This is a genomic window from Microbacterium sp. NPDC060117, from assembly GCF_042729315.1.
GTDB lineage: Bacteria > Actinomycetota > Actinomycetes > Actinomycetales > Microbacteriaceae > Microbacterium.
Window position 1 is genome coordinate 1,133,800 of the sequence record NZ_JBHWXR010000002.1, and the last position, 12,494, is coordinate 1,146,293.

Annotated in this window: 9 protein-coding genes; 7 read left to right on the forward strand and 2 right to left on the reverse strand. The window is 68.8% G+C overall.

Features of this window, described 5'->3' with window-relative positions:
* Positions 1-42 precede the first annotated feature (42 nt).
* Positions 43-987: a carbamate kinase gene (locus tag ACFWCK_RS11715; protein WP_233310612.1), complete on the reverse strand. Its 945-nt coding sequence runs from the start codon at positions 985-987 to the stop codon at positions 43-45.
* Positions 988-1,137: 150 nt separating this feature from the next.
* Here ACFWCK_RS11715 and ACFWCK_RS11720 point away from each other — a divergent pair, with 150 nt between their 5' ends.
* The 7 genes from ACFWCK_RS11720 (at position 1,138) to ACFWCK_RS11750 (ending at position 9,182) form a co-directional block, all read left to right on the forward strand.
* Positions 1,138-2,136: a DUF2877 domain-containing protein gene (locus tag ACFWCK_RS11720; protein ID WP_378805952.1), complete on the forward strand. Its 999-nt coding sequence runs from the start codon at positions 1,138-1,140 to the stop codon at positions 2,134-2,136.
* Positions 2,136-3,443: a cytosine permease gene (locus tag ACFWCK_RS11725; protein ID WP_233310610.1), complete on the forward strand. Its 1,308-nt coding sequence runs from the start codon at positions 2,136-2,138 to the stop codon at positions 3,441-3,443. The genes ACFWCK_RS11720 and ACFWCK_RS11725 overlap by 1 nt, the downstream gene beginning before the upstream one ends.
* On the forward strand, positions 3,440-4,048 hold the full coding sequence (locus ACFWCK_RS11730) for an ankyrin repeat domain-containing protein (RefSeq protein ID WP_378805953.1): 609 nt from the start codon (positions 3,440-3,442) through the stop codon (positions 4,046-4,048). The genes ACFWCK_RS11725 and ACFWCK_RS11730 overlap by 4 nt, the downstream gene beginning before the upstream one ends.
* 19 nt (positions 4,049-4,067) lie before the next feature.
* A complete protein-coding gene (gene fdrA, locus ACFWCK_RS11735; RefSeq protein ID WP_378805954.1) occupies positions 4,068-5,615 on the forward strand; it encodes an acyl-CoA synthetase FdrA in 1,548 nt (515 codons plus the stop codon).
* Positions 5,615-7,036 carry a DUF1116 domain-containing protein gene (locus ACFWCK_RS11740; protein WP_233310607.1) on the forward strand — a complete coding sequence of 474 codons (1,422 nt, stop codon included), beginning with the start codon at positions 5,615-5,617 and terminating at the stop codon, positions 7,034-7,036. The genes fdrA and ACFWCK_RS11740 overlap by 1 nt, the downstream gene beginning before the upstream one ends.
* A gap of 146 nt (positions 7,037-7,182) precedes the next feature.
* On the forward strand, positions 7,183-8,673 hold the full coding sequence (locus ACFWCK_RS11745) for a cytosine permease (RefSeq protein ID WP_378805955.1): 1,491 nt from the start codon (positions 7,183-7,185) through the stop codon (positions 8,671-8,673).
* A gap of 20 nt (positions 8,674-8,693) precedes the next feature.
* Positions 8,694-9,182 carry a nucleoside deaminase gene (locus ACFWCK_RS11750; protein ID WP_233310605.1) on the forward strand — a complete coding sequence of 163 codons (489 nt, stop codon included), beginning with the start codon at positions 8,694-8,696 and terminating at the stop codon, positions 9,180-9,182.
* A 73-nt stretch (positions 9,183-9,255) separates the two neighbouring features.
* Here the strand turns inward: ACFWCK_RS11750 and secA are convergent, their stop codons facing one another.
* Positions 9,256-12,057, reverse strand: a complete 2,802-nt coding sequence (gene secA / locus ACFWCK_RS11755) for a preprotein translocase subunit SecA (RefSeq protein WP_233310604.1) — start codon at positions 12,055-12,057, stop codon at positions 9,256-9,258.
* Between the last annotated feature and the right edge of the window lie 437 nt (positions 12,058-12,494).

Sequence of the window (12,494 nt, forward strand, 5' to 3'; positions counted from 1 at the left end):
CTTCCATCGAGCCGTCCGCAACCTGCGATGGCGGCGCGCCGGTCAGACCTTCGCGGGCTCGACCCAGCGGATGCCCTCCTTGAGCGTCGGCACGATCTCGGTGCCGATCTTGCGCGCGAGCAGATCGTCGAGACGGTCGAGCGGGCCGATCAGCGCGCGGCCTCCGGCGCGAGCGACGCGGATCGCGGCGTCGATCTTCGGCTGCATCGAGCCCTCGGCGAAGGCCATCGCGGCGACCGCGTCCGCGGAGGCGGTGTGGATGTCGCGCTGCTCCGGAGTGCCCCAGTTCTCGCTCACGTAGTCGCCGTCGGTGAGCATGATCAGGGTGTCGGCGCCGATGTCCGCGGCGAGCGCGGCGCTGGCGAGGTCCTTGTCGACGACCGCCTGCACACCGATGTGACGCCCCTTCGAGTCCTCGCGGACCGGTACGCCACCACCGCCGACGCAGACCGCGAGGCTGCCGGCCTCGAGCAGACGGCGGATCAGCGGCGCCTGCACGATGGACACCGGAACCGGGGAGGGCACCACACGACGGAACGCGTTGCCGTCCTTCGCGATGGTCCAGCGGTACTCGGCGGCGGCCTCGGCGGCGTCGTGCGCGGAGTACTGCGGGCCGATCAGCTTCGTAGGCCGCACGAACGCCGGGTCGCTCTCGTCGACGACGGTCGTGGTGATGACTCCGGCCACCTCGCGCTCGCCGCCCAGGGCGTTGGAGAGCTCCTGCTGCACGACGTAGCCGATCATCCCCTGGGTCTCGGCTCCGAGGATGTCCAGCGGGTAGGCCGCGACGTCCTGGTAGGCGAGGTTCTGCAGCGCGAGCAGGCCGACCTGAGGACCATTGCCGTGCGTGATGACGACCTCGTTGTCGCGCGCGAACGAGGCGAGCGCCTCGCACGCGGCCTTGACGTTGGCCCGCAGGTATTCGGCTGTCATCGGCTCGCCCCGGCGGGCGAGGGCGTTGCCCCCGAGTGCGACTACGACACGCATCTGGTTCTCCCTAGTGCTGAGGCCGCGGTCGCGACCGGTGGTGATTCAGGAATGGTACTCCATTTCAATCGATGGTATACATTTCCATGAACACTTGACCATCCTCCGCAGTCGTCGCCCTGGCCCCGCGGAGGTGTCGGAGAGAAGACGATGACCCCCGTCGCCACCCCCGTCGCCGTGCGCGCGATTACCTGGGATGCCGCACTTGAGGAGACGCTCTCGCGCGCCGCCGACCCCGCGCAGACCCGTTCCGTGCTGGCCCGCGTTCGACCGGCGGCCTCCACCGGTTCCGAATCGCGCCATCATGTGCACTCGGTGCACCGTCGCGCGGTGAACCTTCGCATCGCGGACGAGCTCGTCGCCCTCGTCTCGCCGGACCTCGACGACGCCCCCGCCACCGTGCGCGTCCCCGTCGACGACTGGACCGCGCTCCAGGTGGAGCCGGGAGACGACGTGTCGATCGCCCCCGACGGCTTCCGGATCGAGACGAAGAACGGGCCGATCGCGGTGCTGACCGGCCCCGCCGCCCCCTGGACCCCCTCCGACGTCTGCCTGTGCGCGCTGTCCCCGTCGCAGCTGCTGCACGCCGAGGAGATCATCGCGCGCTCGCCCGCTCCCGTCGCGCAGACCGCGTTCGGTCGCGCGGCCTCCGCGCTGCTGGCCCAGCGCGGAGAGGCGCTCGAAGCGGCGCTGCTGGAGCGGGATCCGGCCGGGGTCGCCGACGCCGCGAGCCGACTGCTCGGGCTCGGCGAGGGCCTCACCCCCTCCGGTGACGATGTGCTCACGGGGCTCGCGTTCGTGAGCGCGCAGCGCGGCATGCGGCTGCGCAGCGCGCTCCCCTCGCTGACCGCCGCACTCGACGACGACGGCGCCGAGCGGACGACGCTGCTGAGCGCCGTCACCATCCGACACGCGCTGCGCGCCCGCGCTCCGCAGAGCCTGCATGCGCTCGTCCGTGCCGTGCGCGACCGCGACGACGCACGCATCGAGGCCGCGGCCGTGCGTGTCGCGGCCATCGGGCACACCTCAGGCACGGACATGCTGCACGGCGTCCGCCTCGCCCTGCGCACCGAGGCGGCGCTGCGCACCGCCTCCGCACCCGTCCCCGCGACGCCGATGTCCGGGATCGTCCAGAAGGAGCACGTGTGATGACGAAGACCGCAACGGCGGAGAGCAGCACCTCGGAGTTCGAGCACGAACCCGTCCCGCTGAACCATCGAAAGTCGCTCTTCACCGTCTCCGCGGTGTGGTTCGGCTTCCCGATGATCCTCACGAATGCCGTGCCCGGCGGCCTCGTCGTCGCCATGCTCGGATTCTGGCCGGGTGTCGGCGCGATCCTCACCGCGAACGCGATCATGTTCGTCTACGTGAGCCTGCTCAGCTGGCGCGCTGGTCGCACCGGCAAGAGCTTCTCGCTGCAGGCCACGGAGACCTTCGGCACCGCCGGGTACGCGATCGCCTCGGGCTTCCTCGCCACCGTCGTGGTCGGCTGGTTCGCCTTCAACACGGGCGCCACCGGAGCCAGCCTCGGCACCGCATTCGGCTGGAACGAGACCCTGGTCGCGGGCCTCGCCGGACTGGTGTTCATCGCCATCACCTACCTCGGCATCCGCGCGCTCTCGGTGCTCGGATCGATCGCTGCGCCGCTGTTCATCGCGGCCGTCATCATCGCGATCACCATCGCCGCGCAGAACCACGACTTCTCGGCCGTGTTCGGCTACAAGGGCGTCGGCGGCGGGGCGATGTCGTTCGGCGTCGCGGTCACCGCGATCATGGCGACATTCGCCGACTCCGGCACGATGACCGCCGACTTCACCCGCTGGGCCCGCAACGGCAAGGAGGCGGTCATGGCCACGGTCACCGCGTTCCCGGTCGCGAGCCTGGTCGCCCAGCTCAGCGGCGCACTGTTCGTCGCCGCGGGCGCGATCGTCGATCCCGCGACGAACGGCGGCAACTTCGCGCCCATCCTCACCAGCACGCACAATCCGCTGCTCGACGTGTTCCTGCTGGTTTTCGTCGTGATCAACCTCGGCTCGGTCTGCACGCACTGCCTCTACAACGGCGCGCTGGGGTGGTCGCACCTGACCCGCTCGAAGATGCGCGTGCTCACCCTGATCCTCGGCGTCATCGGCACCCTCGTCGCCGTGCTCGGCGCGTGGCACTACTTCGTGAACTGGCTCGTCCTGCTAGGCGTGCTGGTGCCCCCGCTCGGCGCCGTCCTCATCGCCGACCAGATCATCCTCGGCGCGCGCAACGCCGACCGTGCCCCGCAGCGCTTCCGCTGGACCGCCCTCGTCGCCTGGGCGATCGGCGCCGGGGCCGCGCTGCTCTCGCACTTCTTCGCCCCGGTGCTGAGCGACGCCGTCGTCGGTCTCGTCGTGGGGTGCCTCGCCTACCTCATCCTCGAGCGGTCCCCTCGCTCGCGGAACACCCTCGCAAAGGAGACGACCCGATGACCGCTTCGAACGGTGCCGACGAACGCTACCTCGCTGCCGCATCCGCCGGCGATCTGGACGGCGTCCGTACCGCCCTCGCCGACGGCGCGGACAAGGACGCGCAGGACCGCGAGGAGGCGTCGGCGATCCTGCTGGCCGCCCGCGGCCGTCATCTGGATGTCGTGCGCGCGCTCATCGCGGAAGGCGTGGACCTGGATGCCCAGGACCAGACGCAGTCCAACCCGTTCCTGTTCGCGTGCATCAACGACGACCTCGAGCTGGTGACCGTCATGGTCGAGGCCGGTGCCGACCTCAAGCGGCTCACCCGGATGGGCGGCAACGGCCTCACGCCGTCGGCGGAGAAGGGACACCTGGAGGTCGTCCGCTATCTGCTGGAGAACACCCGCATCAACGTCAACCTCACCAACAACCTGGGCTGGACCGCGCTGATCGAGACGATCATCCTCGGCGACGGCGGGCCGGTGCGCCAGCAGATCGTCGAGCTGCTGCTCGCACACGGCGCCAAGCCCGGCATGCCCGACCCGTGGGGCACGTCCCCCGCCGACCTGGCCCGCGAGCGCGGATACGACGAGATCGTCGCCATCCTCGAGCGCCCCCAGGCCTGAGACTCCCGAAAGGAACACGATGACCAGGCACATCGAAATCAGGAAGAACACCTACCTCGACTCGGTCTCGCTCATGTCCATGAGCACCAAGGCGAACGCCGTCGACGGCGTGACCCAGGCACTGCTCGGCATGGCCACGCCGATGAACAAGGAGGTGCTGCTCAACGTCGGCGTCCAGGATTCGGCGATCGACGAGGCCAAGCCGAGCGATCTCATGATCGTCGTCGACGCCTCGGACGACACCATCGAGGCGGCGATCCAGGCGGTCGACGACATCCTCTCGCGCAAGAACAAGGGTGCGGCAGGCGCGACCGAGGTGCGCTACCGCACCCTGGACGGTGCGTTCGCCGAGGTCCCCGACAGCAATCTCGTACTCATCTCGGTGAACGGCGCGTTCGCGGCCCGCGAGGCGCGCAAGGCCCTGAACGCCGGCAAGCACGTGATGATCTTCTCCGACAACGTGTCGGTCGAGGACGAGCTGGCCCTCAAGACGCTGGCGCACGAGAAGGGCCTGCTGGTCATGGGGCCGGACTGCGGCACCGCGATCATCAACGGCACCGGCCTCGCCTTCGCGAACGCGGTCCGCCGCGGCCCCATCGGCATCGTCGGCGCGTCGGGCACCGGCAGCCAGGAGCTGAGCGTGCGGATCCACGACTTCGGCGGCGGCGTCTCGCAGCTGATCGGCACGGGCGGACGCGACCTCAGCACCGAGATCGGCGGCATCTCCATGATCGACGGCATCACGGCCCTCGATGCGGATCCGGAGACAGCAGTGATCGTCGTCGTCTCCAAGCCCCCGGCCGAGGACGTCGCCGACAAGGTGCTCGCCGCGGCCGGCGCCGCGTCCAAGCCCGTCGTGGTCACCTTCCTGGGTTCCACGCGCACCGAGAGCGGCTACGACAACGTCACCCTCGTCGCCGGCACCAAGCCGACCGCGATCGCGGCTGTCGTCGCGAGCGGCGTCGATGAGTCCACGCTCGACAAGCACCCGCTGAACCTCCCCCTGATCGAGGAGGTGCGCGCCAAGCTCGCCCCCGAGCAGACCTACGTGCGCGGTCTGTTCTGCGGCGGCACGCTGTGCGACGAGGCGATGTTCGCGGCCCTCGCGACCTACGACAACGTGTACTCCAACATCCAGAAGGATCCGGCGCGCGTCATCGGCGCGATGGACGCGTCCCGCGAGCACACCTTCCTCGACATGGGCGACGACGACTTCACCAACGGCCGTCCGCACCCGATGATCGACCCGACGCTGCGCCTGCAGCGCCTGGTCCAGGAGGCCGACGACCCCACCGTGGGCGTCATCGCGATGGACTTCATCCTCGGATTCGGCTCGCACGAGGACCCGGTGGGCGTGACCGTCCCCGCGATCCAGGAGGCCAAGGCCAAGGCCGCCGCGCGCGGACAGCACCTCGAGATCCTCGGCTACGTGCTCGGCACCGACCTGGACACCCCGGCCATCGCCGACCAGGTCGCGAAGCTCGAGGCGGCCGGCGTGACCATCGCCTCCTCCTCCACCAACCTCGGGCTGCTGGCCCGCGAATTCGTCGCGAAGGGTGACAACTGATGAGCGTCAACGAACTTTTCGGATCCGCGCTGAAGCCGGTCAACCTCGGCCTCGACATGTTCGCAGAGGACCTCGCGGCGCAGGGCGTGAGCCCCGTGCTGATGGACTGGACCCCGCCCGGCGGCGGCGACCCCGAGGTCATCGCCGCGCTCAGCCGGCTCGAGGACCCGACCGTCGCCGCGAAGATCGACGCCGCCAACCAGGAGGCGCTGAGCCGGATCCTGTCGGCGCAGCCGTTCCTGGAGGGCTTCGGCCAGGCGATCGACGTCGTCCCGGGGATGACCGCGAAGACGATCCTGCACGCCGGTCCGCCGATCGAGTTCACGCGTATGTCCGGCCCCATGAAGGGCGCCGTGACCGGTGCGCTGGTGTTCGAGGGACTCGCCGCGGATCTCGATGAGGCGTTCGAACTCGCCGCCTCCGGCGAGATCACGTTCTCGCCCTGCCACGAGCACCAGTCGGTCGGCTCGATGGCGGGCGTCACGAGCGCCAGCATGTGGGTGCACCAGGTGCGCAACCGCACGCACGGCAACCTCGCCTTCACGAACCTCTCGGAGCAGCTGTCCAAGATCCTCCGCTTCGGCGCCAACGACCAGTCGGTCATCGACCGCCTGAACTGGATGCGCGACGTGTTCGGCCCCGTGCTCTCGGGCGCGATGAGGCTCAACACCGACGGGATCGACCTGCGCCTCATGCTCTCTCAGGCGCTGCACATGGGCGATGAGGCGCACAACCGCAACGTGGCGGGCACCACGCTGCTGATCCAGGCACTCGCGCCCTACATCCTCGAGACGGACTTCACCACCACCGAGAAGCGCGAGGTCTTCGACTTCGTCGCGTCGTCGGACTACTTCTCCGGTCCGACCTGGATGGTCACCGCGAAGGCGTCGCTGGACGCGGCGAACGGCATCGAGAACTCCACGGTGGTGACCACGATGGCGCGCAACGGCGTCGACTTCGGCATCCGCGTGTCCGGCACCGGCGGCCAGTGGTTCACCGGACCCGCGCAGCAGGTCATCGGCCCGATGTTCGCCGGCTACACCCCGGCCGACTCCGGGCTGGACATGGGCGACTCCGCGATCACCGAGACGTTCGGCATCGGCGGCTTCGCGATGGCCGCCGCCCCCGCGATCGTCGCCCTCGTCGGCGGCACGGTGGACGAGGCCATGGGCTACTCGCGCACGATGAACGCGATCACGACCGGCAACAACCCGAACGTGACGATCCCGGCGCTCGACTTCATGGGCGTGCCCACCGGCATCGATGTGCGCAAGGTCATGGAGACCGGCATCCTGCCGATCATCAACACCGCGATCGCGCACAAGGATCCGGGCATCGGCATGATCGGCGCGGGCATCACGCACCCGCCGGTCGAGGCGTTCCAGCAGGCGCTCGTCGCACTCGCCGACCGCATCGCCTGACCCCCGACAGCCGGTGCGGGCGCCCGATCCGCCCGCACCGGCCACCAACGCCGGCGTCCTCACGCCGGCGACGCTGCTCCGCCTCCAGCGCCGCTCCCGCTCCTCCCGCACGGCGCCGCGCACCGTGCCGACAGATATGGATGACGATGTCCACACCCCCCATCGACCCCACCCTGGTGGATCCCGGCGCCGAGCGCATCACCGAGTACTCGAGGCGCGGCTACGCCGATGACGTGCTGCCGATCCGCCCGCAGGATCGCACGTGGAAGACCGCGCAGTTCATCACCGTGTGGATGGGCCCGATCCACAACATCCTGTCGTACTTCACCGTCGTGGGCTTCTTCGCCCTGGGGCTGTCGGCGTGGCAGGTCGTCGCCGCGATCATGACCTCGGCGGTGATCGTCTCGATCGGCTACATCCTGAACGGCCAGGCGGCGGCGAAGTACGGCGTGCCGTTCGCGATGCAGCTCCGCGAGGCCTTCGGTCACAAGGGCGCACTGCTGCCCACCTGGATCCGCGGGATCATCGCGGGCGTCGTGTTCTTCGGCCTCACCATGGTCTCGTCCGCGAAGGCCTTCGACGTGGTGTTCACGACGATCTTCCCCGGCTACATGGACATCGGCGGTGGGGCGGACCTCCTCGGCCTGCCCATTCCGACCGCGATCTCGTACCTGGTCACCTGGGCGATCACGGTGGCGCTGTTCCTCGGCGGGCAGAGGTTCCTGGGTCGGTTCAGCACCTGGGCCAACCCCGCGGTGTTCGTCCTCGTCGTCATCGCCGTCGTGCTGGCCGTGGTCAATGCGGGCGGCTTCGGCCAGGTCTTCGCCTTCCAGGCGGTGCACACTGCCGTGACGCCGCTGATCTTCATCAGCTGCGTCTCCGCCCTCGTGTCGAACTGGGCGGGACCGATCGTGAACACGGGCGACTACACCCGCAACGCCACCTCGATGAAGGCGCCGGCCGTCGGATTCCCGATCGGCGTGATCGGCTCGTACATCCTGTTCACGCTGGTGACCGTGTCGTTCATGGCCTCACTGCAGGTCGCGACCGGCGGCGCGTTCGACATCAACAGTCCGGGTGTGTTCGTGCAGGCGATCAACTCGATCGGCAATCCGTTCGTGGTCGTTCTGCTCATCCTCGCGATGAACATCGGCGCGATCGCGTTCTGCGTGTTCGGCAACATGCTGCCCGCGGGCCTGCAGCTCACCGCGCAGATGCCGAAGGTCTTCACGGTCAAGCGCGCCGCCGTGCTCTCCGCGATCCTCGGCACGCTCATCCTGCCGTGGGTGTTCCTGGAGAACACCGACGTGCTCTTCCTGTTCTACTCGTTCATCGGATCCATGTTCGGTCCGATCGCCGGCATCATGCTCGCCTCCTATTTCATCGAGAGCCGCAAGACGCTCGATCTCGACGGCATCTACGCCGATTACAAGGGCGGCCAGAAGGGTTCCCTGCCGGCCTACAACTGGCGTGCGGTGGGCCTGCTGATCGTGAGCTTCGTCATCACGATGTCGGGGACGGTCCTCACGAACGTGGACTTCCTGGTGCAGGTCAAGAACCTCGCGTTCTTCGCCGGCCTGTTCATCGGATTCGTCGGATACGCCCTGCTCACCCTGGCCGCACGCCGACGCGGCTGAACCGCAACGAAGGAGACATCATGACCCCCGCCACTCCCCCGGCCGACGTGCTGGACAGCTACTTCGCCCCTGCGGTCGAGGTCACTCTCGAAGGTCTGCGCGCGGGCGACGGCGGCCCCTTCGGCGCCACGCTCGTGGATCCCTCCGGTGAGATCGTCGTCGCGGTCGGAAACACCGTGCTGCGCGAGACGGACATCTCCGGGCACGCCGAGATGGTCGCCGTGCGCGAGGCGTGCCGGAAGCTGGACACCCTGGATCTGTCGGGCCACGTGATGTACGCGACGTGCGAGCCCTGCCCGATGTGCGTCGCCGTGATGATGTGGGCGGGGATCACGACCTGCTTCTACGCGTCGACCCACGAGGACGCCGGCGACAACGGCTTCAGCGACGTGCACCTGAGGCGCTACCTCGACGGGAGCGACACCTCGACGCTCGACATGATCCACCTCGACAGCGGCCGTGAGGACTGCGCTTCGATCTGGACCGAGTTCCAGCGGCGGAACGTCTGACCGTCACCGACGAAGGAGGCCGGCACCCCCTACGGGTGCCGGCCTCCTTCGTGTGCGCCGGTGTTCGGCGGGACTACTTCTTCTTGCCCTGGGCGCGACGCTCGGCGCGGTTCACCGGAGCCGCCTGAGCGCCCTCGACGCGCTGCCCGAAGGCGCCGCGTGCGGCGGGCTCGGCGGGTTCCTCGTTCTCGGACTGGGCGCGCGCGGCCGCCTGGCGCAGGCGATCAGTGGCCGCCTGCTGCACCTGACCGCGGTCGTTGCGGACCTCGACGTCGCCCGCATCATTGGGCGCGGAGTACTCCAGGCGCTGGTCGCCCGCCGACTCGGCGAGCCCCTTGGCCTCGACCTCGGTGATGCCCTCCTCGCCGGCCTGGCGCACCTCGACCTCGAGGTTGTAGAGGTAGCCGACCGACTCCTCCTTGATCTGGCCCATCATGGCCTGGAACATCGAGTAGCCCTCGCGCTGGTACTCGACCAGCGGATCGCGCTGCGCCATCGCGCGCAGGCCGATGCCGTCCTTCAGGTAGTCCATCTCGTAGAGGTGGTCACGCCAGCGGCGGTCCAGCACCTGCAGCACCACGCGACGCTCCAGCTCGCGGGTCGCCGCATCTCCGAGCGACGTCTCGCGCGTCTCGTACGCGACCATGGCGTCCGAGACGAGCTCGCGCTTGAGCCCGTCCGCCGTGATCCCGCCCTTGCGCCCGCCGGCCTCGGCGACGACCTCGTCGATCGTGACGTCGACCGGGTACAGCGTCTTCAGCTCGGTCCACAGGCTGTCGAAGTCCCAGCTCTCGGTGTGTCCCACGCCGGTGTGGTCGTCGACGATCGCGCCGATCGCGTCCTCCACGAAGTGCTTCACCCGGTCGGCGATGTCGTCGCCCTCGAGGATGTGCCGGCGGTCGGTGTAGATCGCCTCGCGCTGACGGTTGAGGACGTCGTCGTACTTGAGGACGTTCTTGCGCATCTCGGCGTTGCGCGCCTCGACCTGGCTCTGCGCGCTGCGGATCGCGCGGGTCACCAGGCCCGACTCGATCGGCATGTCCTCGGGGAAGTTGGTGCGGGCGAGGATCGCCTCGGCGGCGCCCTGCTGGAACAGCCGCATGAGGTCGTCGGTGAGGCTCAGGTAGAACCGGCTCTCGCCGGGGTCGCCCTGGCGACCGGAACGGCCGCGCAGCTGGTTGTCGATGCGGCGCGACTCGTGCCGCTCGGTCCCCAGCACGTACAGGCCGCCCGCGTCGACGACCTTCGAGCCCTCGACCTCGACCTTGGCCTTCATGGCCTCGTAGGTCTCGTCCCAGGCCTGCTCGTACTCCTCCGGCGTCTCGACCGGATCCAGACCGCGGGACTTCAGTTCCTGCACCGCGAGGAACTCCGCGTTGCCGCCGAGCATGATGTCGGTGCCACGGCCCGCCATGTTGGTGGCGACGGTGACGGCGCCGAGCCGGCCGGCGCGGGCGACGATCTCGGCCTCGCGGGCGTGGTTCTTCGCGTTCAGGACCTCGTGCTTGATGCCCTTCTTGCTGAGCAGCCGGGAGAGGTACTCGCTCTTCTCGACGCTGACGGTGCCGACCAGCACCGGCTGTCCGTTCTCGTGCCGCACCGCGATGTCCTCGACGACCTGCGCGAACTTGGCCGTCTCGTTCTTGTAGACGAGGTCGGCCTTGTCCTGGCGGATCATCGGCCGGTTGGTGGGGATCGGCACGACGCCGAGCTTGTACGTGGACATGAACTCGGCGGCCTCGGTGTCGGCGGTTCCGGTCATGCCCGCGAGCTTGTCGTACAGACGGAAGTAGTTCTGCAGCGTGACGGTGGCGAGGGTCTGGTTCTCGGCCTTGACCGGAACCGCTTCCTTGGCCTCGATGGCCTGGTGGATGCCCTCGTTGTAGCGGCGTCCGACCAGGATGCGCCCGGTGTGCTCATCGACGATCATGACCTCGTCGTTCATCACGACGTAGTCGGTGTCGCGCTTGAACAGCGCGAGCGCCTTGATCGAGTTGTTCAGGAACGAGATCAGCGGAGTGTTCGCCGACTCGTAGAGGTTGTCGATGCCGAGGTAGTCCTCGACCTTCTCGATACCGGGCTCGAGCACGCCCACGGTGCGCTTCTTCTCGTCGACCTCGTAGTCCTCACCAGGCTCGAGCGTGCGCGCGATCTTCGCGAACTCCGCGAACCAGCGGTTGGCCTCGCCCGACGACGGGCCCGAGATGATCAGCGGCGTGCGCGCCTCATCGATGAGGATCGAGTCGACCTCGTCGACGATGGCGAAGAAGTGGCCGCGCTGGACGAGGTCCTCCTTGCGCCAGGCCATGTTGTCGCGCAGGTAGTCGAAGCCGAACTCGTTGTTCGTGCCGTAGGTGATGTCGGCGTTGTACTGCTCGCGGCGCACCTCGGGGGTCTGCCCCGAGACGATCACTCCGGTGGTCATGCCGAGCGCGCGGTAGACGCGCCCCATGAGCTCGGACTGATACGACGCGAGGAAGTCGTTCACGGTGATGACGTGCACGCCCTGGCCGGCGATGGCGTTCAGGTAGGACGGGAAGGTCGCGACCAGCGTCTTGCCCTCACCGGTCTTCATCTCGGCGATGTTGCCCTCGTGCAGCGCGGCGCCGCCCATGATCTGGACGTCATAAGCGCGCATGCCGAGCGTACGCTTCGCCGCCTCGCGGACGGCGGCGAAGGCCTCGGGCATGAGCTGGTCGAGCGTCTCGCCCTTCTCGAACCGCGCGCGCAGCTCGGCGGTCTCATTGCGGAGGTCCTCGTCGCTGAGCTTCGCGAAGTCGTCCTCGAGCGCGTTCACGGCCTTGACGACGCCGTTCAGGCGGCGCAGGATCCGTCCCTCGCCCGCGCGCAGCAGCTTCTCAAGAGGATTCGCCACGGATTCCATCTCCCTAGGGGTCTGTGCCCGATCTTCTCGGGCACCGCGCGCGTCGCGCGCACGGCATACGCACCCATGTTACCGGGCCGTGACTTGTCGATCCCCTGGGCGGGACCGGGACTCGTCGAAGCGATTGCCGGATCGCCCGCGCCGATCCCGGATCCGGCTGTCCGGCCGGAATGACGACGGGAACGACCGGGTCGGGGTTCCGGACTCAGCGGATCCGATTCCCGCGTGGGATCGGAGCGGCGGCGCTGCCGATGCGATGCCCGCGCGAGGGCGGGGACGGTCCGGATCTGTCCGGTGGGTCAGAAGTGCGGGTCGGCGGCGGGTGGTGGATCCGGTTCGTCGATGGTGAAGGTCACGGGTGCGGGCGGCCGGTCGATGTAGGTCGCTCCGGCCGGGCTGGTCCATTCCAGGATCCCGGCGCCGTGTTG

Excerpts from the sequence above, each read along its gene's own strand:
- ACFWCK_RS11715 (WP_233310612.1), bottom strand. The coding sequence starts at position 987 with ATGCGTGTCGTAGTCGCACTCGGGGGCAACGCCCTCGCCCGCCGGGGC.
- ACFWCK_RS11720 (WP_378805952.1), top strand. The coding sequence starts at position 1,138 with ATGACCCCCGTCGCCACCCCCGTCGCCGTGCGCGCGATTACCTGGGAT.
- ACFWCK_RS11725 (WP_233310610.1), top strand. The coding sequence starts at position 2,136 with ATGACGAAGACCGCAACGGCGGAGAGCAGCACCTCGGAGTTCGAGCAC.
- ACFWCK_RS11730 (WP_378805953.1), top strand. The coding sequence starts at position 3,440 with ATGACCGCTTCGAACGGTGCCGACGAACGCTACCTCGCTGCCGCATCC.
- fdrA (WP_378805954.1), top strand. The coding sequence starts at position 4,068 with ATGACCAGGCACATCGAAATCAGGAAGAACACCTACCTCGACTCGGTC.
- ACFWCK_RS11740 (WP_233310607.1), top strand. The coding sequence starts at position 5,615 with ATGAGCGTCAACGAACTTTTCGGATCCGCGCTGAAGCCGGTCAACCTC.
- ACFWCK_RS11745 (WP_378805955.1), top strand. The coding sequence starts at position 7,183 with ATGTCCACACCCCCCATCGACCCCACCCTGGTGGATCCCGGCGCCGAG.
- ACFWCK_RS11750 (WP_233310605.1), top strand. The coding sequence starts at position 8,694 with ATGACCCCCGCCACTCCCCCGGCCGACGTGCTGGACAGCTACTTCGCC.